A 22,826-nucleotide genomic window follows, 5' to 3' on the forward strand; every position below is an offset into this window, starting at 1 on the left:
CTGCCGCCAGTGTCTTCACCCGTGATCGGGGTGGTGACTTTCAGCAGCATCGGGCCCGTGTCCAGGCCGGCCTCCATGCGCATCACGGTCACGCCGCTTTCGGCGTCACCGGCTTCGACCGCACGCTGGATCGGCGCTGCACCGCGCCAGCGCGGCAGCAATGAGGCGTGGCTGTTGATGCAGCCCAGACGCGGGATATCCAGCACGGCCTGGGGCAGGATCAAGCCGTAGGCCACCACCACCAGCAGGTCCGGCTTCAACGCCGCCAATTCAGCCTGGGCATCGGCGTTGCGCAGCGTCGGCGGCTGCAACACCGCAATGTTGTTCTCAAGTGCAAGCTGCTTGACCGGGCTGGGCATCAGTTTTTGCCCACGACCGGCCGGGCGATCGGGCTGGGTGTAGACCGCCACGATTTCATAAGGGCTGGCGAGCAGGGCCTTGAGGTGTTCGGCGGCGAATTCGGGGGTGCCGGCAAAAACGATGCGCAGTGGCTCGGTCATGGGAAACGTCTCACAAAAGAAAAAGGCTTGCCGGAGCAAGCCTTTGAAAGAAGGGAATCAAGCTTGCTGGCGATGCTTCTTTTCCAGTTTCTTCTTGATCCGGTCGCGTTTAAGCGTGGACAGATAATCGACAAACAGCTTGCCGTTGAGGTGGTCGCATTCGTGTTGGATGCACACCGCCAGCAGGCCTTCGGCAATCATTTCGAACGGCTTTCCGTCACGGTCCAAGGCCTTGATCTTGACGCGCTGGGGACGGTCGACGTTCTCGTAGAAGTCCGGCACCGACAGGCAGCCTTCCTGGTACTGGCCCATCTCGTCGGTCAGGGTTTCGAACTCAGGGTTGATAAACACCAGAGGCTCGCTGCGGTCTTCGGACAGGTCCATGACCACGACGCGCTGATGCACGTTGACCTGGGTCGCGGCGAGGCCGATACCCGGGGCTTCATACATTGTTTCAAACATGTCATCGACCAACTGACGAACCTTGGCGTCCACTACGGCCACTGGCTTGGCGATAGTGCGCAGGCGTGAGTCCGGAAATTCGAGGATGTTCAAAATAGCCATAAGCGTAATTGCTGCACATGTGAGGTAAAGGCAAGTCGGCGCCGGGGATGGACCCCTGCTGTACCGGTGTAAGTGCCGTGGGAAAACGTCCGAGAGCCGCGAAGGCCAAGGCGTTTCACGCGAATGCACATAATAAAGGAGATTCACCCCATGAGGAAATCGCTACTCGTCTTGCTGCTGTGGGCCCAGGCCGTTGTTGCCCAGGTTCCTGCGAGCTTTCCACAGGCCGGTCAGCCGCTGGCGCTTCATACGCAGCAAGCCATCCAGCGCTTTTTACTGCACAACCACATGCTCGATTCGCCCCAGGAACTGGACCACGCACCCTATATTGTTGCAGCAGATGCCGGCCGGGTACTGGGCGCCAATGGCGAGCGTGTTTATGCGCGGGGCACACTGGACCCTGCCGTCCAAAGCTACGGGATCTTTCGCCGGGGCAAGGTCTACACCGACCCGCAAAGCCAGGAATTGCTGGGCATCAACGCTGACGACATCGGCACTGCACGCTTTGTGACCGCAGGCGATGTCAGCACGCTGGGTGTGCAGCGGGTCACTCAGGAGGTGCGCCCCGGCGACCGATTACTCCGCCCGCCAGCACCCACGGACCTGGCGAGCCTGGTGATGCAGTGGCCTGCCCGCGCCGTTGCCGGACGCATCATCGACGTGCCCCGGGGCGTGACGCAGATCGGCGTACTGGACGCGGTCACGTTGAACAAGGGCCGGCGTGACGGCCTGATGGAAGGTCATTTGCTGGCCGTGGTGAAAGCCGGAGAAACCGTTCGGGACAGGGTAACCGGCGCTCCCGTGAAGATTCCCGACGAACCTGCCGGGACGTTGTTGGTGTTTCGCACTTACGAAAAGCTCAGTTATGCCTTGGTCCTCGACGCGTCGCGGTCCCTGGCCGTAATGGACCGTTTCGAGGTGCCTGAACGAAGGCAATAATTAGGTGGCTAAATAAGTTACCAACAGAGTTATCCACAGCTTGTTCCGATCAAGGACGATCAAATGTTACCGACGAATAACCGTGAAATTTCCCCGGCAGAACTGGAAGCTCGACTACGCTTGCACAGGCTGCCGGAACTGGGTCCCAAGGGCTTTCAAAAACTCATCGAGGCGTTTGGTTCTGCGTCAAAAGCCATCAGTGCACCGGCCAGTGCCTGGCGCTCCCTGGGCCTCAAGATGATCAGCGCCGATGCCCGTCGCAGCGAAGAAGTACGCGATGGCGCCAGCGCGGCACTGGCCTGGCTGGAGCGTCCGGCCCAGCATTTGCTGATGTGGGACCAACCCGACTACCCCGCGTTGCTCGCCGAACTGGATGACGCGCCCCCGCTGTTATTCGTCGCCGGCAACCCGGCGATTCTGGAAAAACCGCAGCTGGCGATGGTCGGCAGCCGCCGTGCCTCCCGGCCAGGAATGGACACCGCCGCCGCGTTTTCCCGCAGCCTGGCGAGTGCCGGTTTTGTCATCACCAGTGGTCTTGCCCTGGGTATCGACGGCGCGGCTCATCAAGCGGCTTTGGATGTTGGTGGACATACAATCGGCGTGCTGGGCACCGGGCTCGAAAACTTTTATCCACAGCGCCACCGTCGCCTGGCCGAGGCGATGATTGCCCAAGGCAGCGCCGTGGTTTCCGAGTTTCCGTTGGACGCCCCGCCCCAGGCCGGCAATTTTCCACGGCGCAACCGCATTATCAGTGGCCTGTCCCTGGGGGTGCTGGTGGTGGAGGCCAGCATGGCCAGCGGTTCGCTGATCACTGCACGGCTGGCGGCGGAGCAAGGGCGCGAGGTATACGCCATCCCGGGCTCCATCCATCACCCTGGCGCCAAAGGTTGCCATCAGCTGATTCGCGATGGCGCCGTGCTGGTGGAAACCATCGAACACATTCTCGAGAACCTGCGCGGCTGGCAGGCGTTATCCCGCCCGGCGCCGATCGCGGTCACTCACCCGCTGGTGGCACTGTTGCACGCCGCGCCCCACACCAGTGAAGCCTTGGCGATTGCCAGCGGACGGGCCTTGTCCGAGGTGCTGGCCAGCCTCACGGAGCTGGAACTGGAGGGCCGGGTGATCTGCGAAAGCGGACGCTGGCTTGCGCGCGGCTAGGTTTTGTAACGAAGATCGGTAAACTGCGCAGAGCTTTAGTCCGGAGAGTGAGCAATGGTCAACAGGTGGCGTGTGCGAGAAGCCGCACGAGAAATTCGCGCAGGCGCAGTGATTGCCTATCCAACCGAGGCGGTCTGGGGCCTGGGCTGTGACCCTTGGAACGAAGAGGCCGTGGATCGTTTGCTGGCGATCAAGGGTCGGTCTGTGGATAAGGGGTTGATCCTGATTGCCGACAATATCCGTCAGTTCGATTTTCTCTTCGAAGACTTTCCCGATGAGTGGATGGACCGCATGGCCAGTACCTGGCCTGGCCCGAATACGTGGCTGGTGCCCCATCAGGACTTGTTGCCCGAATGGATTACCGGGGTGCATGACACGGTGGCGTTGCGGGTGACCGATCATCCGCAAGTGCGGGATCTGTGCTCGCTGGTCGGGCCGTTGATTTCCACCTCGGCCAACCCACAGGGCCGCCCGGCGGCGCGCACGCGGATTCGTGTGGAGCAGTATTTCCGTGGGCAGGTGGATCTGGTGTTGGGCGGGAATCTGGGGGGGCGCAAGAACCCGAGTCTGATTCGGGATCTGGCGACGGGCGAGGTTGTGCGGCCGTCTTAAGGCCGAGTCGCGGCCATCGCGGGCAGGCCCGGCTCCCACACGGATCTCCAGCGAACACAAAATTTATGTTCACCGCAGACTCCAGTGGGAGCCGGGCTTGCCCGCGATGAGGCCCTTACAGGCCCCAGAGACCTAAAGCCCTAAGGCAACAGAATGGTCGACCCAGTCGTGCGCCGCGCCGACAACTCTGCCTGCGCCTTCGCCGCATCCCCCAGCGAAAACCGCTGATTGATATCAATCTGCAGCTTCCCACTGATGATCATCGAAAACAGATCATCCGCCATCGCCTGCAGGTTTTCCGGGTTGTTGGCATAGGTCGCCAAAGTCGGCCGGGTGACATACAGCGAGCCCTTGGCCGCCAGAATCCCCAGGTTGACCCCATCCACAGCACCCGAAGCATTCCCAAAACTCACCACCAGCCCGCGTGGCGCCACGCTGTCCAGCGAGGTGAGCCAGGTGTCTTTGCCTACGCCGTCGTACACCACCGGGCATTTCTTGCCGTCAGTCAGTTCCAATACGCGTTGTGCGACGTTTTCCTTGCTGTAGTCGATGGTTTCCCAGGCGCCGAGGGATTTGGCCAGCGCCGCTTTTTCCGGCGAACTGACGGTACCGATCAACTTCACGCCCAACGCCTTGGCCCATTGGCACGCCAGCGAACCGACGCCACCGGCAGCGGCATGGAACAGAATGGTTTCACCACCTTTCAACTCATAGGTCTGGCGCAGCAGGTACTGCACGGTCAGGCCCTTGAGCATCGCGCTGGCGGCCTGTTCGAAGCTGATATCGTCCGGCAGGTGCACCAGGTTGGCAGCCGGCAGCACATGCAATTCGCTGTAGGCACCCAATGGGCCGCTGCCGTAGGCCACGCGATCGCCGACCTTGAATTGAGTGACTTCGCTGCCCACCGCATCAACCACGCCGGCACCTTCCGCGCCAAGGCCCGACGGCAAGGCCGGTGGTGCATACAGGCCGCTGCGGAAATACGTGTCGATGAAGTTCAGGCCAATGGCCTTGTTCTGCACGCGAACCTGCTGCGGGCCGGGTTCGGCCGGGGTGTAGTCCACATACTCAAGCACTTCGGGGCCGCCATGGGCACGGAACTGGATACGTTTGGCCATCTGCACTCTCCTTAAGTCATTTCGCGTAGCCCCCTATCGGACTCCTAAGCTTGATCTTCGTCAACTGCGGCAGTAGCGGGTGCAGTGGTATCCTGTGCGCCCATTTGCCGCCGACGCCCAATGGCCTCGCGTAGCTTTGCCCGATTCAAGGTGATGTCATGACTACCCGCACCGAGGCTGTCAAAGCCTACCTGCTTGACCTGCAAGACCGCATTTGCAGCGCCCTGGAAACCTTCGAGACGGACACTCGCTTTATCGAAGACGCCTGGACCCGGCCTGCCGGCGGCGGCGGTCGCACCCGTGTGATCGAAAACGGCTCGGTGATCGAGAAAGGCGGCGTTAACTTTTCCCACGTGTTTGGCAGCGGCCTCCCACCGTCCGCCAGTGCGCATCGCCCGGAATTGGCCGGTCGCGGTTTTGAAGCCCTCGGCGTGTCGCTGGTGATTCACCCGCACAACCCGCATGTGCCGACTTCCCACGCCAACGTGCGGTTTTTCATCGCCGAAAAAGACGGCGAAGAGCCGGTGTGGTGGTTCGGTGGCGGCTTCGACCTGACGCCCTACTACGGCAACGAAGAAGACTGCATCCACTGGCACCGCGTGGCCGAACAGGCCTGTGCGCCGTTTGGCCCCGACGTGTATTCGCGCTACAAGGCCTGGTGCGACACCTACTTCCACATCAAGCACCGCAACGAACCGCGCGGCATCGGCGGTTTGTTCTTCGATGACTTGAACGAGTGGGACTTCGACACCAGCTTCGCCTTCATGCGTGCCATCGGCGATGCCTACATCGACGCCTACCTGCCGATCGTCCAGCGCCGCAAAGCCATGGCCTATACCGAGCAGCAGCGCGAATTCCAGGAATTCCGCCGTGGCCGCTACGTCGAGTTCAACCTGGTCTACGACCGTGGCACGCTGTTCGGCCTGCAATCGGGCGGGCGCACCGAATCGATCCTGATGTCGCTGCCACCGCAAGTGCGCTGGAGCTATGACTGGAAAGCCGCACCCGACAGCGAAGAAGCGCGCCTCACCGACTACTTCCTGCAAGACCGCGACTGGCTGGGCGTGCTGCCCAAGGCGGCGGTCTGATGGATCGTTATGTCGTCTTCGGCAACCCCATTGGCCACAGCAAGTCACCGCTGATTCATCGCCTGTTCGCCGAACAAACCGGTGAGCAACTGGACTACAGCACCTTGCTCGCGCCGCTGGAGGATTTCACCGGCTGCGCCCGTGAGTTTTTCCAGCAAGGCCGTGGCGCCAACGTCACCGTGCCGTTCAAGGAAGAGGCTTATCGCCTGGCCAACACCCTGACCGAGCGCGCCCAGCGCGCCGGCGCGGTGAATACCTTGAGCAAGCTCGCCGATGGCAGCTTGTTGGGAGACAACACCGACGGCGCCGGCCTGGTGCGGGATTTGACGGTGAATGCCGGGTTCAGCCTGCAAGGTAAACGCATCCTGCTGCTAGGGGCCGGTGGCGCCGTGCGCGGAGCCCTGGAGCCGTTGCTGGCCGAGCAACCGGCGTCGCTGATCATCGCCAACCGCACCGTGGAAAAGGCCGAATTGCTCGCCGAGCTGTTCGACGACCTCGGCCCGGTCTCTGCCAGCGGTTTCGACTGGCTGCGTGAGCCGGTGGACCTGATCATCAACGCCACGTCCGCCAGCCTGTCAGGCGATGTACCGCCGATTGCAGGCAGCCTGATCGAACCCGGAAAGACTTTTTGCTACGACATGATGTACGGCAAAGAGCCTACGGCGTTCTGCCGCTGGGCCAGTGAGCAGGGCGCAGCGGTGGCGATGGATGGGTTGGGAATGCTGGTGGAGCAGGCGGCGGAAGCGTTCTTCCTGTGGCGCGGGGTGCGGCCGGATTCGGCACCGGTTTTAGCTGAGCTGCGCAGGCAACTGGCCTGACGCCAATCCAAATGTGGGAGCTGGCTTGCCTGCGATAGCGGTGGGTCAGCTACACACTTGGCACTGATACACCGCTATCGCAGGCAAGCCAGCTCCTACAGTTTTAACCGTGCTCAGTCTTCGAAATGGAGGGGGCACTTGTCGGCCCCTTCCAGTTTCTTCAACTCATCCACCACCTGCGGCCGGGCTTTGCGCAACGCCAGGCTGCGCCCCAGTCCATTCAATCGGCGCGCCTCCTGGTGCAGCATCTCCACCCCGGAATAGTCGATAAAGTTGATCTGCTGCGCCTCGATCACCACGCGCTGGCCGTGGAGGCTTTGCAGCCGCACTTGCAGGTAATGGCTGGCGCCGAAAAAGATCGACCCGCCGACTCGCAGCACATCGTCCTCACCGTCGCGCCATTGCTGGACCCGCGGCTGCGAGGTGCGCTTGAGGTAGAAAAACAGCGACGCCAGCACCCCCGCGTAAATCGCCGTTTGCAGCTCCAGCAACAGCGTGGCGATGCAGGTCAGGCTCATCACCACGAACTCCGCACGGCTGACCCGGAACAACGCCCGAATACCACGATGGTCCACCAACCCCCAGCAAATCAGCAGGATGCTCGCGGCCATGCTCGGGATCGGAATATGCGCGATCAATGCTGCGCCGAACAGCGCAAACAGCGCCACCCACAGCGCGGAAAACACCCCCGCCAGCGGCGAACAGGCGCCTGCCTCGTAACTCAGGCCCGACCGTGTGAAGGAACCCGCCGACAAGTACCCGGAGAAAAATCCGCCAACGATGTTGGATAAACCCTGGGCGCGCACTTCCTGATTCGCATCGAGCAATTGCTGAGAGCGAGCCGACAACGAGCGCGCAATCGACAGGCTGGTCACCAGCCCCAGCATGCCCACGGCCACTGCGCTTGGCAGCAGTCGCAGGACCATGTCCAGGTCCATCGACAGCGGGCTGAACGGCGGCAGCTTGCCAACAAATGAACTGACCAGCGCCACCTGCCCGAACATCGCCGGCCACAGCCACGGCACGAGACTGCCCAGGGCTAATGCGATCAACAGCGTGGGCCAGCGCGGTACCCAGAGCTTGAGCAGTATTCCTGCCAGCAAGGTTCCGAGCCCGAGCACCAGGGAAGGATGATTCCACTCCCCGGCATGGTTGATCAGCGCCAGCAGGCTGTTGATCGCCGTGGCCTGGCTCGGAAGGTCCAGCCCCAGCAAGTTGGGCAGTTGGCCCAGGGCGATCACTACCGCAGCGCCAAGGGTGAAGCCGAGTACCACCGAATGCGAGACGAAATTCACCAGGGCGCCGAAGCGCAGCATGCCCAGCAGCCATTGGAAGACGCCGGCCAGGAAGGTCAGCAACAGGATCAGCGTGATGTAGTCCTGGGAGCCGGGCACGGCCAGTGGGCTGACGCTGGCGTAGAGCACGATGGAAATCGCCGCCGTGGGGCCGCAGATCAGGTGCCATGAGGAGCCCCACAAGCAGGCGATCAGTACGGGGATGATTGCAGCGTACAGGCCGTATTCCGGTGGGAGCCCGGCGATCAGCGCGTAGGCAATGGATTGCGGTAATGCCAGGACTGCACCGCTCAGGCCGACGATCGCGTCTCGCCCGACGCTGGCGCGGGTTTGGCGCGGGAGCCAGTTGAGGAAGGGGAAGAGTGTATGGCGGTTGGGCCAGGGCATTTGGGGCTCGGATTGATAGGTTTGAATCAGGGTATCAGGACAAACGCCGGACTGTGGGAGTCCGCTGACTGTGGGAGCCGGGCTTGCCCGCGATGCAGGCGCCTCGGTCCTACAGGGACACCGCGGTGATGCCATCGCGGGCAAGCCCGGCTCCCACAGGGTGCGGCGTCAGCCGTTAGAGCTTGGCTTTTACAGCGGCCAGCGCATCTTGCCCATCGACGGTTTTAACCCCGTCCAGCCACTTGTCCAGCACCGTCGGATTCGCCTTGATCCACGCCTTCGCCGCCTCGGCATTACTGACCTTCTTGTTCACCACCTCAGCCATGATGGCGTTCTCCATCTCCTGGGTGAAGCTCAGGTTGGTCAGCAATTTGCCCACATTCGGGCACGCCTGCGCATAGCCCTTGCGGGTCAACGTATACACGCTGCCGGTGTCACCAAAGTACTTTTCCCCGCCCTTGAGGTAATGCATCTTCAGCTGCACGTTCATCGGGTGCGGCGTCCAGCCGAGGAAGGTCACGAACTTCTGCTTCTTCACCGCTCGCGACACTTCCGCCAGCATCGCCTGTTCGCTGGACTCGATCAGCTTCCACTGGCCCAGGTCAAAGTCGTTCTTCTTGATGATTTCCTGCAGCGAGATATTCGCCGGCGCACCCGAACCGATGCCGTAGATCTTCTTGTCGAACTTGTCGGCAAACTTGTTCAGGTCGGCAAAGTCATGCACCCCGGCGTCCCACACGTAGTCCGGCACGGCGAGGGTGAACTCGGTGCCGTCGAGGTTCTTCGCCAGTTGCACCACATCGCCATTGGCCACGAACTTGTCGTAGAAGCCCTGCTGCGCCGGCATCCAGTTACCCAGGAACACATCCACCTGGCCGTCCTTGAGCCCGCCAAAGGTGATCGGCACCGCGAGGGTGTCGACCTTGGCCTTGTAGCCCATGCCGTTCAGCAAAAATCCGGTAATGGCATTGGTGGCGGCGATATCGCTCCAGCCCGGATCGGCCATCTTCACGGTGTCGCAGCTTGTGTCCGCGTAGGCGCCGGCACTGCTCAATGCCAGCAGCGCAACGCTCACCACGGTGGATAACTTTTGCATGGCCTTCCCCTCAGTTTTATTGGTTTTGGCAGGGTTGTGGAAAACGTGCCTTGCGCTCCAGATCGTCGAGGTCGATGTGGTTGCGCATGTATTGCTGACTGGCGTCTACCAGTGGCTGGTGGTCCCAGCTCTTCAGCTTGCCTTGGGTCAGTGCCTCGAACACCAGGCGGCGACGGCGTTGGCTGGCGAGCACCTTCTGGTGGATCGCCGAGATGTCCCATTTGGCCCGCGCCTCACTCAAAAACGCCTCGAACAGGGGCCGGTGTTCCGGTGACTGGCTGAGGTCTTCCCGCTCGTGCGGGTCGTTGTGTACATCGAACAATAGGCAAGGGTCGTCCTCGCTGTAGATGAACTTGTAGGCGCCACGGCGGATCATCATCAGCGGGCTGATGGTGCCCTCGGCCATGTATTCGCCGAACACTTCGTCATGCCCGCCCTGCCCTTGCAAGTGCGAGACCAGCGAGCGGCCGTCCAGCGGCAGCCTCGGGTCCAGCTCACCGCCGGCCAGTTCCACCAGGGTCGGCAGCAGGTCGGCGGTGGACACGGCGGCGGTCACGCGGCCGGCGGCAAACTGCCCCGGCGCGCTGATCAGCAGCGGCACCCGGGCAGCCATTTCAAACCAGTGCATTTTGTACCAGAGCCCGCGCTCGCCGAGCATGTCGCCGTGGTCGCCGGAGAAGATAATGATGGTGTCGTCGGCCAGCCCTGTGTCTTCCAGGGTTTGCAGGAGCTTGCCGACGTTGCTGTCGATGTAGCTGCACGCGCCGAAGTAGGCGCGGCGCGCATCGCGGATCTTGTTCACCGGCAGCGGCTTGTCCCACAGGTCGTAGACCTTGAGCAGGCGTTGGGAGTGCGGGTCCAGGTCAGCCTGTGGCGGGGTTGTGGGCAACGGGATGTCGTTGTCGTCGTACAGGTCCCAGAACGGCTTGGGAATGGTGTAAGGGTCGTGTGGGTGCGTCATGGAGACGGTCAGGCAGAAAGGCTGCTCGCCGTCCTCGCGGATATGGTCGAACAGGTATTGCTGGGCCTTGAACACCACCTCTTCGTCGAAATCCAGCTGGTTGGTACGCACGCACGGCCCGGCTTGCAGCACCGACGCCATGTTGTGGTACCAGGTGGGGCGCACGTCCGGCTCATCCCAGTTCACTGCCCAGCCATAGTCGGCCGGGTAGATATCGCTGGTCAGGCGTTCTTCATAACCGTGGAGTTGGTCGGGGCCGCAAAAGTGCATCTTGCCCGACAGCGCCGTGCGGTAGCCGAGGCGACGCAGGTAGTGGGCATAGGTCGGCACGTCGGCGGGGAAATCGGCTGCGTTGTCGTAGGCGCCGATCTTGCTCGGCAACTGGCCGCTCACCAGGGTAAAGCGCGAGGGTGCGCACAGCGGGCTGTTGCAGTACGCGGCGTCGAACACCACACCCTCAGCGGCGAGGCGGCTCAAGTTCGGCAGTTTGATAGGCGAAGGACCGTAGAACGGAAGCATCGGCGCGGCCATTTGATCGGCCATGATGAAAAGAATGTTCTTGCGCTTCATGGTTTCGCGGCATTCCATAGTCAACGTTTATGCGAATGAGCATGCAGGCCATGGAAATCGTGGTAAAGCCCATGAGAAGCAATGTCTAGGATAAGCCCAGCTTATGTATGAATCCCTCGGTCACCTGTCACTCGATTTGCTGCGCGCGTTTGAAGCCGCTGCGCGCCAACGCAGCTTTACGGCGGCGGCCATGGAGTTGGGCACCACCCAGCCGGCCATCAGCCAGCAGATCAAGCGCTTGGAAGAACAGCTGAAGGTGCGGCTGTTTGATCGCATTTACCGGGGCATCGAGTTGACCGACGCGGGCGCCCTGTTGTTCGAGCAGGTGCAGGCTGGTCTACAGAGCATCAACCAGGGCCTGAGTGCGATTGCCGAGCAGGACCAGCACGAAGTCCTGCAGGTGGCGACAGACTTTGCCTTCGCCGCCTATTGGCTGATGCCACGCCTGCACCGCTTCCATGAAGCCAACCCGCAGGTGGACGTGAGCCTGGTCACCAGCGAACGCAATCACGCCACGTTGCGCAGCGATATCGATGTGGCGGTGCTGTTCGGTGATGGCCGCTTCAAACAGGGCGACAGTCATTGGCTGTTCAACGAGGAAGTGTTCCCGGTGTGCAGCCCGCAGCTCATTCAGGGCCGCGACGCGCCGCTGCCGGTGCAAAGCCTGCTGGAGTTTCCCTTGCTGCACCTGCGCCAGCAAAACAACAACCAGTGGTTCGACTGGGGTGGCGTATTCCGCGAACTGGGCATCACCACGGCGCCCACTCCGGGCCAATTGCGTTTCGACAATTACACCCTGTTGATCCAGGCGGCGATTGCCGGCCAGGGCGTGGCCATCGGCTGGCGCCACCTTGTGGATAACTTGCTGGAGCAAAAGTGGCTGTGCCGGCCGATTGGCGACACGGTGATCTCGCGCTTCGGCTATTACGTGGTGCTGCCCCAGCGCAAACGTCGCAGCCAGTTGATCGAGCGTTTCGTCGACTGGCTGATGGCCGAGCAGGCCAGTAGCGCACAATCGCTGACCGGTCTGGCCCTGCCGTCCATTGCGGTCTAGGATTTGCCGATCATTGAGCCCGGAGCCTGTCATGCAACGTATCAAGGGCTACCACGCCCACATCTACTTTGACGCCAACACGATCGATCAGGCGCGCAAACTCTGCGAAGACGCCGCGCAAATGTTCCCGCTGCGCATGGGCCGGGTGCATGAGCGCCCGGTGGGCCCGCACCCGGACTGGAGCTGCCAGCTGGCGTTCGACCCGGAATACATCGGCGTCGTGCTGCCGTGGCTGGCACTCAACCGCAACGGCCTGGTGGTGTTCCTGCACCCCACCACCGGCGATGACCTCAAGGACCACACCGAACACGCGATCTGGATGGGGGCGATGCGCACGCTGGACTTGTCGATATTCTGAGTGTTCGTATTCCCTATATATGGGACTGATATTTATATATTGAGACTTTAACGGTCTTGGGTTTATATTCGCCTCATCCGCTCAGAACACTCAGGTGAAGCGATGCAGGCGCAATTGATCGCGCTCGATTGGGGAACCAGTTCCCTTCGTGCTTATAAGCTCGGCCCGGCAGGCGTCGTGATCGAACGACGTGCCCTGGCGTCGGGGATCATGCACTTGCCCACCGAACCCCGGGACATTGCCGGTGTTCGCAGCAGTAACGGTTTCGAGTTGGCATTCGACGCGGCCTGCGGTGACTGGCTCGACGCCCAACCCGGCCTCCCCGTCATCGCCTGCGGCATGGTCGGCAGCGCCCAGGGCTGGAGCGAGGCGGCTTACCGCGACACCCCGGCGGATGTTTCCACCCTCGGCCAGGCGCTGCAGGGTGTGCGCAGCTTGCGCGGCGCTCTGGTGCACATCGTGCCTGGCGTGATTCAACGCGGCGCGTTGCCCAACGTGATGCGCGGCGAAGAAACCCAGGTGCTCGGCGTGTTGCAAAGCCTGCCTGCGACGAACGGGCGCGACGTACTGATCGGCCTGCCGGGCAGCCACTCCAAGTGGGTGGACGTGGTGGAAGGCTGCATCACCCACTTCGACACCTTCATGACCGGCGAGCTGTTCGCCGTGCTCAGCCAGCACAGTATTTTGGGGCGAACCCAACGCCCTTCCGAACAGTTCCAGGCGGCGGCTTTTGATCGCGGCGTGCAGGTGGCGCAGTCGGCAGACGGCCAGGCCGGCCTGTTATCGACCTTGTTCAGCGCCCGCACCCTGGGCCTGACCGGCGAGCTGGCGCCGGACGAGCAGCCGGACTATTTGTCTGGCCTGCTGATCGGCCACGAACTCATGGGCCTGCGCACCCGCCAGCCTGCCCGACAGCGAGACATCGTCCTGGTGGGCGCAACCCAACTCTGCACCCGCTACCAGCGTGCACTCCAACTCTGCGGCTTCCCCCACGTGACCCTGGCGCAGGAGGCTACCGAACGTGGCCTTTGGCAACTGGCCATGGCGGCGGGGCTGCTGCCTGCAACCTGACGAGAGGCCCGACATGCTCAAGCAAGCACTGACACACAACGGTTTGATCGCGATCCTGCGCGGCCTGCGACCGGACGAGGCATTGGCGATCGGCGAGGTGTTGTACAAGGCGGGCTTCAGGGTCATCGAAGTACCGCTCAACTCGCCGGATCCCTACACCAGCATCCGTATCCTGCGGGACAGCCTGCCCGCCGATTGCCTGATCGGCGCCGGCACCGTGCTGACCCCGGAGCAGGTCCATCAAGTCAAAGCGGCCGGTGGCCAAGTGATCGTCATGCCCCACAGTGACGCCAAGGTGCTGCGGGCTGCCAAGGCCGCGGGCCTGTACCTGTCGCCAGGTGTGGCCACCCCGACCGAAGCGTTTGCCGCGCTGGCTGAAGGCGCCGACGTGCTGAAGCTGTTCCCGGCCGAGCAAATGGGCCCGGCGGTGGTCAAGGCCTGGCTCGCGGTACTGCCCGCCGGCACGGTGCTGCTGCCGGTGGGCGGCATCACCCCGGACAACATGCAGGTATTTTTCGACGCGGGCGTCAAAGGCTTCGGCCTGGGCTCCGGGTTATTCAAGCCGGGCATGAGCGTCGACCAGGTTGCCAGCAACGCCCAGGCCTACGTCACAGCCTGGAATGCCCTGGGCTGACCAGCGTTCTCCATCTACAAGAGAGATAAGAAGATGAAAATCACCAAACTGACCACCTTCATCGTCCCGCCGCGCTGGTGCTTCCTCAAGGTTGAAACCGACCAGGGCGTGACCGGTTGGGGCGAGCCTGTGGTCGAGGGCCGCGCCCACACCGTGGCGGCCGCCGTCGAAGAACTTTCCGACTACTTGATCGGCAAAGACCCACGCAATATCGAAGACATCTGGACCGTGCTCTATCGCGGCGGTTTCTACCGTGGCGGCGCGATCCACATGAGCGCCCTCGCCGGCATCGACCAGGCGTTGTGGGACATCAAGGGCAAGGCGCTCGGTGTGTCGGTCAGTGACCTGCTGGGTGGCCAGGTGCGCGACAAGATCCGCGTGTACTCGTGGATCGGTGGCGACCGCCCGGCAGACACCGCCCGCGCCGCCAAGGAAGCCGTGGCCCGTGGTTTTACCGCCGTCAAAATGAACGGCACCGAAGAACTGCAATTTCTCGACAGCTTCGAAAAGGTCGACCAGGCCCTGGCCAACGTGGCCGCCGTGCGTGATGCGGTAGGCCCGAACGTGGGCATCGGCGTCGACTTCCATGGCCGGGTGCACAAGCCCATGGCCAAGGTGCTGATGAAGGAACTCGACCCCTACAAACTGATGTTTATCGAAGAGCCGGTGCTCAGCGAAAACTACGAAGCGCTGAAAGAGCTGGCGCCGCTCACCAGCACCCCGATTGCCCTCGGCGAGCGCCTGTTCTCGCGCTGGGACTTCAAGCGCGTGCTCAGCGAAGGCTACGTCGACATCATCCAGCCGGATGCTTCCCACGCCGGCGGTATCACCGAAACCCGCAAGATCGCCAACATGGCCGAAGCCTACGACGTGGCCCTCGCCCTGCACTGCCCGCTCGGCCCGATTGCCCTGGCGGCGTGCCTGCAGCTGGACGCGGTTTGCTACAACGCGTTCATCCAGGAACAGAGCCTGGGCATTCACTACAACGAGAGCAATGACCTGCTGGATTACGTGCGCGATCCGGGCGTTTTCGACTATGACCAGGGCTTCGTGAAGATCCCCAACGGGCCGGGCCTGGGCATCGAGATCAACGAGGAATACGTGATTGAGCGCGCGGCCATCGGGCATCGCTGGCGCAACCCGATCTGGCGCCATGCCGATGGCAGTTTTGCGGAGTGGTAAGCCTTTATTCCTGACGGAACACGGTCTCTGTAGGAGCTGGCTTGCCTGCGGTAGCGGAGTGTCAGCTTGCATCTGCGGCACTGATACGCCGCTGTCGCAGGCAAGCCAGCTCCCACATGAACCGATGTTTCGTCAGTAAGACCTGTCCTCAATAACCATAAGAAGAGGCAACCCCCATGCAATCCGAGTCCTTCACCGGGCAGGCTTCTTTAGTCACGCCCAGCCGAAAGCGTTTCTTCATCATGGTGCTGCTGTTCATCACGGTAGTGATCAACTACCTGGACCGCAGCAACCTGTCGATTGCCGCCCCGGCCCTGACCAGCGAGCTGGGGATTGACCCGGTGCATGTCGGGCTGATTTTCTCCGCGTTCGGCTGGACCTACGCTGCCATGCAAATCCCCGGTGGCTGGTTGGTGGACCGGGTGCCGCCGCGCATTCTCTACAGCGTTGCCCTGCTGCTGTGGTCGGTGGCCACGGTGATGCTCGGCTTTGCCGCCAGCTTTATCGCGCTGTTCGTATTGCGCATGGCGGTGGGCGCCCTCGAAGCCCCGGCTTACCCGATCAACAGCCGCGTGGTCACCACCTGGTTTCCCGAGCGTGAGCGGGCCACGGCGATTGGGGTCTACACCTCCGGGCAGTTTGTCGGGCTGGCGTTTCTCACGCCGGTGCTGGCCTGGCTGCAACACACCTTTGGCTGGCACATGGTGTTTGTCGCCACCGGCGGCGTGGGCATTGTGTGGGCGTTGATCTGGTACGCGGTGTACCGCGAGCCACGGGATTTCAAGGGCGCCAATGCGGCGGAAATCGAGCTGATTCGCGCAGGCGGCGGGTTGGTGGACATTCAAGCGCAGGCGGCCAAGGCCCCGTTCAGTTGGGTCGACCTCGGCATCGTGCTGAGCAAGCGCAAGCTGTGGGGGATCTACCTGGGGCAGTTCTGCCTGAACTCCACGCTATGGTTTTTCCTGACGTGGTTCCCGACCTACCTGGTGAAATATCGCGGCATGGACTTCATCAAGTCCGGCCTGCTGGCGTCGCTGCCGTTTCTCGCGGCGTTTGTCGGCGTGCTGTGTTCGGGGTTGTTTTCTGACTGGCTGATTCGCCGGGGAACGTCGGTGGGCTTCGCGCGCAAGTTGCCTATCATTGGCGGGTTATTGATTTCCACGGCGATCATTGGCGCCAATTTTGTTGACTCCACGGCGTGGGTCATTGCCTTTCTGGCGGTGGCGTTTTTCGGCAATGGCCTGGCGTCGATCACCTGGTCGCTGGTGTCGACCCTGGCGCCGGCAAGGCTGCTGGGGCTGACGGGCGGGGTGTTCAATTTCATCGGCAATCTGTCGGCGATTACCACACCGATTGTGATTGGCTTTCTGGCCACCGGGGATTCGTTTGCGCCAGCGATCACGTATATCGCGGTGCTGGCGTTGCTGGGGGCGCTTTCGTACATCTTGCTGGTGGGCAAGGTCGAGCGCATCGAACTTTAGAGGACTGATAAGTATCTGTGGCGAGGGAGCTTTTGTGGCGAGGGAGCTTGCTCCCGCTGGAGTGCGCAGCGCTCCCATGATTCTGGGGCCGCTGCGCAGCCCAGCGGGAGCAAGCTCCCTCGCCACAAAAAAGCAGTCCGGCTCTAGTACAGCGCGCCATCCAGAATCTGATAGACGATGCTGGTGCCCACCGCGATCAACACGATGTCCCCTCCCGAACGGCGCCATTCGTAACCCGGGTATTGCGGCAGATGGCCCAGAGCCCGTGGGTCCAGACGCTCGCCATAGTAGTTCGGCGGCAGGCGCTGGCCGCGCACCAGATGGATACCCGGAGGCGGCGGCGCGCCACGGCGGAAGTCGCCGTGGTTATCGCGGATCACTTGCCGTACCGGGCCGAAGTCCTGAGGAGGCCCGCCACGGTGGTTGTCCTGCGGCCCGCGACGGTCATCGCCACGGTGATCGTTTTGTTGGCCCTGGGGGCCGCCACGGTCAGGACCGCCACCTTGGTCATACGGTGCCGCTTGCACCAGGGCACTGGCGCCGAGCACCAGCACGCCTACACCTGCGATCAAGCGTTTGGGGATTTTCATGGGGCTGCTTCCTCAGTACTGCACGAACAAAAAAGGGATTTCGAACCATGTTCGAAATCCCTTGGTCTTGTTAGCTTAGGTACTGATTTGCCAGCATGATTCCTCTGTATCAGGAACTTTACCTATCGCTTACGAGCCGCTTACTTACGGGCGTTGCGCACACCTTCCGACAGCGCCGAACACAGGGTCAATACACCGTCGATGGCCTGCTGATCGTTGCTGGCATTGGCGATGTGATCGATCAGCGCCGAACCCACCACCACACCGTCTGCCAGGCGGGCGATTGCAGCGGCCTGCTCCGGGGTACGGATACCAAAACCGATGCTGATCGGCAGGTCGGTATGGCGACGCAGACGGGTCACGGCTTCTTCGACGTGTTCCAGGGTCGCGGCGCCGGCACCGGTCACACCGGCCACCGACACGTAGTACACAAACCCGGAGCTGCCGTTGAGCACGGTCGGCAGGCGCACGTCGTCGGTGGTCGGCGTGGTCAGGCGGATAAAGTCGATACCGGCAGCCTGGGCCGGGTCGCACAGTTCGCCGTTATGCTCGGGCGGCATGTCGACCACGATCAGGCCGTCGACGCCGGCTTCTTTCGCATCACTGATAAAGCGTGGCACGCCGTACATGTGGATCGGGTTGAAGTAACCCATCAACACCAGCGGCGTGTCGCTGTTGTCCTTGCGGAACTCACGCACCATCTGCAGGGTTTTGGTGAGGTTCTGTTTGGCGGTCAGTGCGCGGATGTTGGCCAGTTGAATGGCCGGGCCGTCGGCCATCGGGTCGGTGAAGGGCATGCCCAACTCGATCACATCGGCGCCGGCCGCCGGCAAGCCCTTGAGGATCGCCAGCGAAGTGTCATAACCCGGGTCGCCGGCGGTGACGAAAGTCACCAGGGCGGCGCGGTTTTGTTCTTTCAGTTGCGCAAAACGTGTTTGCAGGCGGCTCATTTAGTGTTTCTCCTGCTGAGACTGTTCCATATGGTGCATCACGGTCTGCATGTCTTTGTCGCCACGGCCGGACAGGTTCACCACCATCAGGTGATCTTTCGGCAGGGTCGGTGCGCGTTTGAACACTTCGGCCAGGGCGTGGGCGCTTTCCAGTGCAGGAATAATCCCTTCCAGGCGGCAGCATTTGTGGAACGCGTCGAGGGCTTCGTCGTCGGTCACCGAGGTGTACTGCACACGGCCGATGTCGTGCAACCAGGCGTGTTCAGGGCCGATGCCCGGGTAGTCGAGGCCGGCGGAAATCGAGTGGGCGTCGATGATCTGGCCGTCGTCGTCCTGCAGCAGGAACGTGCGGTTGCCGTGCAGTACACCCGGTACGCCGCCGTTGAGGCTGGCCGCGTGCTTGCCGGTTTCGATGCCGTAGCCGGCCGCCTCAACGCCGATGATTTCGACGCTGGTGTCATCCAGGAACGGGTGAAACAGGCCCATGGCGTTGGAACCGCCGCCGATGCACGCCACCAGGCTGTCGGGCAGACGGCCTTCCTGGGCTTGCAGCTGGGTACGGGTTTCCTTGCCGATCACGGCCTGGAAGTCGCGAACCATCGCCGGGTACGGGTGCGGGCCGGCCACGGTGCCGATCAGGTAGAAGGTGCTGTCGACGTTGGTCACCCAGTCACGCAAGGCTTCGTTCATCGCGTCTTTCAGGGTGCCGGTGCCGGCAACGACCGGAATCACTTCGGCGCCCAGCAGCTTCATGCGGAACACGTTGGCCTGCTGGCGTTCGATGTCGGTGGTGCCCATGTAGATCACGCATTGCAGGCCAAACCGCGCGGCGACGGTGGCCGTGGCTACACCGTGCATGCCGGCGCCGGTCTCGGCGATGATGCGTTTTTTGCCCATGCGCCGTGCCAGCAGGATCTGGCCGATGCAGTTGTTGATCTTGTGCGCGCCGGTGTGGTTCAGCTCTTCGCGCTTGAGGTAGATCTTGGCGCCGCCGCAGAACTCGGTCAGGCGTTCGGCAAAATACAGCGGGCTTGGACGTCCGACGTAGTCGCGCTGGAAGTAGGCCAGTTCTTCGTTGAAGGCCGGATCGATCTTGGCCGCTTCGTATTCGCGGGCCAGATCCAGGATCAACGGCATCAGGGTTTCCGCCACGTAGCGGCCGCCGAACGAACCAAACAGGCCATTGGCATCTGGGCCGTTGCGTAAATCGGTCTGGGTCTGAGTCATGGGACGCTCCAGGTAGAAAATGTATAAGAGGCAATGACGGCCACTCTACCCCTGACGCTTCAAGGTGAAAACCGATAAGATCGCCACAACCTGTCAGGAAAACTCACAGATGAGCCGAGACCTTCCCCCACTGAATGCCTTGCGCGCTTTTGAGGCGACGGCACGCTTGAACAGCGTCAGCCAGGCTGCCGAGCAACTGCACGTCACCCATGGCGCGGTCAGCCGGCAGCTCAAGGTGCTGGAAGAGCACCTGGGCGTCAGCCTGTTCGTCAAGGACGGGCGCGGCCTCAAACTCACAGATGCCGGTGTCCGCCTGCGGGACGCCAGCTTCGAGGCCTTCGAACGTTTGCGGGATACCTGCGCAGAGCTCACGCAAAGCAGCGCCGACGCGCCGTTTGTGCTCGGCTGCTCCGGGAGTCTGCTGGCGCGCTGGTTTATTCCCCGCTTGGGCCGCCTGAATGCCGAGTTGCCGGATTTGCGCCTGCACCTGTCGGCGGGCGAAGGTGACCTCGACCCGCGCCGCCCGGGGCTGGATGCGTTGTTGGTGTTCGCCGAGCCGCCGTGGCCGGCGGACATGCAGGTGTACGAATTGGCCAGCGAGCGCATCGGCCCGGTCATGAGCCCGCGTTTTGCCCACTACGAACGGTTGCGCCACGCGCCTGCCGAGGCGCTGCAGAATGAAGCCTTGTTGCACACTACCTCACGCCCTCAAGCCTGGCCCAGCTGGGCGCAGCACCACGGGATCGACGCCGGAGCGTTGAAGTACGGCCAGGGTTTTGAGCATTTGTATTATTTGCTGGAAGCGGCGGTGGCAGGGCTGGGAGTGGCGATTGCGCCGCAGCCGCTGGTGGCAGAGGACCTGCGAGCGGGCCGCCTGGTTGCGCCGTGGGGTTTCAGTGAAACCCCGGCGCAACTGGCGTTGTGGCTACCCAAGCGCGCCGCGGATGGGCGCGCCCGGCAACTGGCGCAGTGGCTCAAGGCTGAGCTTGGGCGCCAGGACGTTTAGTCACCGCGTTTGCACAGCAAGTAAGCAGCCAGCAGGCCCAGCGCACCGACGGCGACGCCAGCGGTAGTCCATGGGTGCTCTTGCGCGTAGTCCCGTGTTGCAACACCGGTTTCGCGGATTTTGACTTTGCTTTCTTCGTAAGCATCGCTGATCAGGTGACGGGAATGCTTGAGGGCATTCTCGGCATTGCTTTTCAGGGCCTTCAGGGTTTTGCGCGACTCGTCAGACGCATCGTCCTTGAGGCTTTCCAGAGATTTGAGCAGGCTCGAAATCTCGGCTTCCATGCTTTCCAATGACGCTTTGCGTAAAGAGGTGTTGGCCATGTGGGCTCTCCTGGAGTGATTGAGTGGCGTGTGTTGTTTCCGACTGCGGCGGTTTCAGAAAGTGCAGTAAATCTGAACTTTCGCGTGGGAATGGTCGCCAGAAGCAGTACGAGAATTCACTGCTAGGCTTCATAAACCATCCAGGAGAAAAACCTTATGAGTGATCATCACACCTACAAGAAAGTCGAACTGGTGGGCTCTTCCACGACAAGCATCGAGGACGCCATCAATAACGCCCTGGCTGAAGCCAACAAGAGCATCAAGCACTTGGAGTGGTTTGAAGTGACCGAAACCCGTGGCCACATCAAGGACGGCAAGGCCGCGCACTTCCAGGTCACCCTCAAGGTGGGGTTCCGAATTGCCAGTAGTTGATCCCGCCGGTTGAACTTGCGCGCTGGCCGATTGCCATAAACTCCGCTACAACCTTTAGGCATGCCGACGTGACGAGCGTCGGCATGCTTCCTTTCGATCAACCCAAGGAAAGTGACGGATGAAGAACTTTTTGTTGGCGGTAGGTTTGTTGAGTATTGCGGGCACAGCCCTGGCGGCGGGCAAGCCTTGTGAAGAGCTGAAAAGCGAGATTGCGGCGAAAATCGACGCTAAAGGCGCTTCGGGCTACTCCCTGGAAATCGTGGACAAAGGTGCTGCACCTAGTGACCACACGGTTGTCGGCAGCTGTGAAGCCGGTACCAAGGAAATCGCCTACAAGCGCGGGTGATCCCGTGTTGCAGACGTAAAAAACCGACGCAAGTGCGTCGGTTTTTTTATGCCTGCGGTTTAGCCCTTCATGACCTGCGCCAGCAGCTCGTAGGAATGAATCCGGTCGGCGTGCTCGTACAGGTCGCAGGTAAAGATCAGCTCATCAGCGCCGGTCTGCTCGACCAACACCTCCAGCTTGGCGCGGATCTTCTGCGGGCTGCCAACCATCGCCAGACCAAGGAAACTGCCCACGGCGTCTTTCTCATGGGGCAGCCACAAGCCGTCCATGGTCTTGACCGGCGGGCGCTGCACCAGGCTTTGCCCACGCATCAGCGCGAGGATTCGCTGGTAAACCGAGGTGGCCAGGTAATCGGCTTGCTCATCGGTGTCGGCGGCCACCAGCGGGATGCCGAGCATCACGTAGGGCTTGTCCAGCACGGCTGAAGGCTTGAAGTGGTTGCGATAGACGCGAATCGCCTCATGCATCAGGCGCGGTGCGAAATGTGAGGCAAAGGCGTAAGGCAAACCGCGCTCGCCCGCCAGTTGCGCACTGAACAGGCTCGAACCCAGCAGCCACACAGGCACATTGGTGCCGGTGCCGGGTACGGCGATCACACGCTGGTCCGGGGTGCGCGGGCCGAGGTAGGCCATCAGTTCTGCTACGTCTTCCGGGAAATCATCAGCGCTGCCGGAGCGTTCACGGCGCAGCGCGCGGGCGGTCATCTGGTCGGAGCCTGGTGCGCGGCCAAGGCCGAGGTCGATGCGGCCCGGGTAGAGGCTTTCGAGGGTGCCGAACTGCTCGGCGATCACCAGCGGCGCATGGTTGGGCAGCATCACGCCGCCGGAGCCAACGCGGATCGTCGAGGTGCCGCCGGCCAGGTAACCCAGCAAAACCGAGGTCGCCGAACTGGCGATGCCGTCCATATTGTGGTGTTCGGCCACCCAGAAACGGTTGTAGCCAAATTTTTCCACGTGCTGGGCCAGGTCCAGGGAATTGCGCAGCGACTGTGCCGGACTGCCGTTGGCGCGCACGGGCACAAGGTCGAGGGTCGAGAATTTTACGTCGGACAGCGGTTTCATAAGCCTGCTTCTCCAAGGGGGCCGCAGGTTTTATGTCGAGCCAAAACCTGCCGCTTCATGTGCAT

Annotated in this window: 25 protein-coding genes; 14 read left to right on the forward strand and 11 right to left on the reverse strand. The window is 62.1% G+C overall.

The annotated features are described in order from the left end of the window. Both MUM_RS0107115 and def read right to left on the reverse strand, forming a co-directional pair. Positions 1-500 (reverse strand): methionyl-tRNA formyltransferase (locus MUM_RS0107115; protein ID WP_010168529.1); only part of this gene is annotated, 500 nt, incomplete at its 3' end. Positions 501-557: 57 nt separating this feature from the next. Continuing rightward, the gene (def, locus tag MUM_RS0107120) at positions 558-1,064 is read right to left on the reverse strand and encodes a peptide deformylase (protein ID WP_010168531.1); all 507 of its coding nucleotides are present in this window, start codon (positions 1,062-1,064) and stop codon (positions 558-560) included. Between the two features lie 150 nt (positions 1,065-1,214). On the opposite strand from def, the gene MUM_RS0107125 reads away from it, so the two are divergent. The 3 genes from MUM_RS0107125 to MUM_RS0107135 all read left to right on the forward strand — a co-directional run bounded on the left by MUM_RS0107125 (position 1,215) and on the right by MUM_RS0107135 (position 3,773). Further along, positions 1,215-2,003, forward strand: a complete 789-nt coding sequence (locus MUM_RS0107125; protein WP_010168533.1) for a hypothetical protein — start codon at positions 1,215-1,217, stop codon at positions 2,001-2,003. Between the two features lie 63 nt (positions 2,004-2,066). Beyond that, a complete protein-coding gene (gene dprA / locus MUM_RS0107130; protein WP_010168535.1) occupies positions 2,067-3,161 on the forward strand; it encodes a DNA-processing protein DprA in 1,095 nt (364 codons plus the stop codon). Between the two features lie 54 nt (positions 3,162-3,215). Further along, positions 3,216-3,773, forward strand: coding sequence for an L-threonylcarbamoyladenylate synthase (locus MUM_RS0107135; protein WP_003213622.1), 558 nt, complete (start codon positions 3,216-3,218; stop codon positions 3,771-3,773). A gap of 140 nt (positions 3,774-3,913) precedes the next feature. Here MUM_RS0107135 and MUM_RS0107140 read toward each other — a convergent pair whose 3' ends face one another. Beyond that, on the reverse strand, positions 3,914-4,891 hold the full coding sequence (locus MUM_RS0107140; protein ID WP_010168537.1) for an NADPH:quinone reductase: 978 nt from the start codon (positions 4,889-4,891) through the stop codon (positions 3,914-3,916). Positions 4,892-5,049: 158 nt separating this feature from the next. Between MUM_RS0107140 and hemF the strand changes: the two genes are divergently transcribed. Then, positions 5,050-5,979 carry an oxygen-dependent coproporphyrinogen oxidase gene (hemF, locus tag MUM_RS0107145; RefSeq protein WP_010168540.1) on the forward strand — a complete coding sequence of 310 codons (930 nt, stop codon included), beginning with the start codon at positions 5,050-5,052 and terminating at the stop codon, positions 5,977-5,979. After that, the gene (aroE, locus tag MUM_RS0107150; protein ID WP_010168542.1) at positions 5,979-6,797 is read left to right on the forward strand and encodes a shikimate dehydrogenase; all 819 of its coding nucleotides are present in this window, start codon (positions 5,979-5,981) and stop codon (positions 6,795-6,797) included. The genes hemF and aroE overlap by 1 nt, the downstream gene beginning before the upstream one ends. A gap of 113 nt (positions 6,798-6,910) precedes the next feature. Here aroE and MUM_RS0107155 read toward each other — a convergent pair whose 3' ends face one another. From MUM_RS0107155 to betC, 3 genes are all read right to left on the reverse strand, one after another. Continuing rightward, positions 6,911-8,479, reverse strand: a complete 1,569-nt coding sequence (locus tag MUM_RS0107155) for a SulP family inorganic anion transporter (protein WP_010168544.1) — start codon at positions 8,477-8,479, stop codon at positions 6,911-6,913. A gap of 175 nt (positions 8,480-8,654) precedes the next feature. Next, positions 8,655-9,575 carry a choline ABC transporter substrate-binding protein gene (choX, locus tag MUM_RS0107160; RefSeq protein WP_010168546.1) on the reverse strand — a complete coding sequence of 307 codons (921 nt, stop codon included), beginning with the start codon at positions 9,573-9,575 and terminating at the stop codon, positions 8,655-8,657. Positions 9,576-9,591: 16 nt separating this feature from the next. Beyond that, complete coding sequence (betC, locus tag MUM_RS0107165) at positions 9,592-11,106, reverse strand: choline-sulfatase (protein WP_010168547.1); 1,515 nt, start codon at positions 11,104-11,106, stop codon at positions 9,592-9,594. Between the two features lie 103 nt (positions 11,107-11,209). Between betC and MUM_RS0107170 the strand changes: the two genes are divergently transcribed. From MUM_RS0107170 to MUM_RS0107195, 6 genes are all read left to right on the forward strand, one after another. Beyond that, a complete protein-coding gene (locus MUM_RS0107170) occupies positions 11,210-12,160 on the forward strand; it encodes a choline sulfate utilization transcriptional regulator (protein WP_010168548.1) in 951 nt (316 codons plus the stop codon). 31 nt (positions 12,161-12,191) lie between these two features. Continuing rightward, on the forward strand, positions 12,192-12,518 hold the full coding sequence (locus tag MUM_RS0107175; protein ID WP_010168549.1) for a DOPA 4,5-dioxygenase family protein: 327 nt from the start codon (positions 12,192-12,194) through the stop codon (positions 12,516-12,518). 102 nt (positions 12,519-12,620) lie between these two features. Further along, entirely contained in the window at positions 12,621-13,589 is a 969-nt protein-coding gene (locus MUM_RS0107180; protein ID WP_010168550.1) for a 2-dehydro-3-deoxygalactonokinase, read from the forward strand. Between the two features lie 13 nt (positions 13,590-13,602). After that, on the forward strand, positions 13,603-14,223 hold the full coding sequence (locus MUM_RS0107185) for a 2-dehydro-3-deoxy-6-phosphogalactonate aldolase (protein ID WP_010168551.1): 621 nt from the start codon (positions 13,603-13,605) through the stop codon (positions 14,221-14,223). A 33-nt stretch (positions 14,224-14,256) separates the two neighbouring features. Continuing rightward, a complete protein-coding gene (gene dgoD / locus MUM_RS0107190; RefSeq protein ID WP_003213645.1) occupies positions 14,257-15,405 on the forward strand; it encodes a galactonate dehydratase in 1,149 nt (382 codons plus the stop codon). 176 nt (positions 15,406-15,581) lie between these two features. After that, positions 15,582-16,886 carry an MFS transporter gene (locus tag MUM_RS0107195; RefSeq protein WP_010168554.1) on the forward strand — a complete coding sequence of 435 codons (1,305 nt, stop codon included), beginning with the start codon at positions 15,582-15,584 and terminating at the stop codon, positions 16,884-16,886. Between the two features lie 143 nt (positions 16,887-17,029). On the opposite strand, the gene MUM_RS0107200 is transcribed toward MUM_RS0107195, so the two are convergent. The 3 genes from MUM_RS0107200 to trpB form a co-directional block, all read right to left on the reverse strand. After that, the gene (locus MUM_RS0107200) at positions 17,030-17,476 is read right to left on the reverse strand and encodes an anti-virulence regulator CigR family protein (RefSeq protein WP_010168555.1); all 447 of its coding nucleotides are present in this window, start codon (positions 17,474-17,476) and stop codon (positions 17,030-17,032) included. A gap of 140 nt (positions 17,477-17,616) precedes the next feature. Further along, entirely contained in the window at positions 17,617-18,426 is an 810-nt protein-coding gene (trpA, locus tag MUM_RS0107205; RefSeq protein ID WP_010168557.1) for a tryptophan synthase subunit alpha, read from the reverse strand. Beyond that, entirely contained in the window at positions 18,427-19,653 is a 1,227-nt protein-coding gene (trpB, locus tag MUM_RS0107210; RefSeq protein ID WP_010168558.1) for a tryptophan synthase subunit beta, read from the reverse strand. 109 nt (positions 19,654-19,762) lie between these two features. Between trpB and MUM_RS0107215 the strand changes: the two genes are divergently transcribed. After that, on the forward strand, positions 19,763-20,659 hold the full coding sequence (locus MUM_RS0107215) for a LysR family transcriptional regulator (RefSeq protein WP_010168560.1): 897 nt from the start codon (positions 19,763-19,765) through the stop codon (positions 20,657-20,659). On the opposite strand, the gene MUM_RS0107220 is transcribed toward MUM_RS0107215, so the two are convergent. Next, complete coding sequence (locus MUM_RS0107220) at positions 20,656-20,982, reverse strand: DUF883 family protein (protein ID WP_003170746.1); 327 nt, start codon at positions 20,980-20,982, stop codon at positions 20,656-20,658. The two genes, MUM_RS0107215 and MUM_RS0107220, sit on opposite strands and share 4 nt — an antisense overlap. Positions 20,983-21,138: 156 nt before the next feature. Between MUM_RS0107220 and MUM_RS0107225 the strand changes: the two genes are divergently transcribed. Next, positions 21,139-21,354, forward strand: a complete 216-nt coding sequence (locus tag MUM_RS0107225; RefSeq protein ID WP_005783406.1) for a dodecin — start codon at positions 21,139-21,141, stop codon at positions 21,352-21,354. Positions 21,355-21,472: 118 nt separating this feature from the next. After that, the gene (locus tag MUM_RS0107230; RefSeq protein WP_003214893.1) at positions 21,473-21,700 is read left to right on the forward strand and encodes a DUF1161 domain-containing protein; all 228 of its coding nucleotides are present in this window, start codon (positions 21,473-21,475) and stop codon (positions 21,698-21,700) included. Positions 21,701-21,759: 59 nt separating this feature from the next. Here the strand turns inward: MUM_RS0107230 and MUM_RS0107235 are convergent, their stop codons facing one another. Beyond that, positions 21,760-22,761 carry an LLM class flavin-dependent oxidoreductase gene (locus tag MUM_RS0107235; RefSeq protein WP_010168579.1) on the reverse strand — a complete coding sequence of 334 codons (1,002 nt, stop codon included), beginning with the start codon at positions 22,759-22,761 and terminating at the stop codon, positions 21,760-21,762. Positions 22,762-22,826: the final 65 nt, after the last annotated feature.

It is taken from the genome of Pseudomonas sp. PAMC 25886 (assembly GCF_000242655.1).
Lineage (GTDB): Bacteria > Pseudomonadota > Gammaproteobacteria > Pseudomonadales > Pseudomonadaceae > Aquipseudomonas.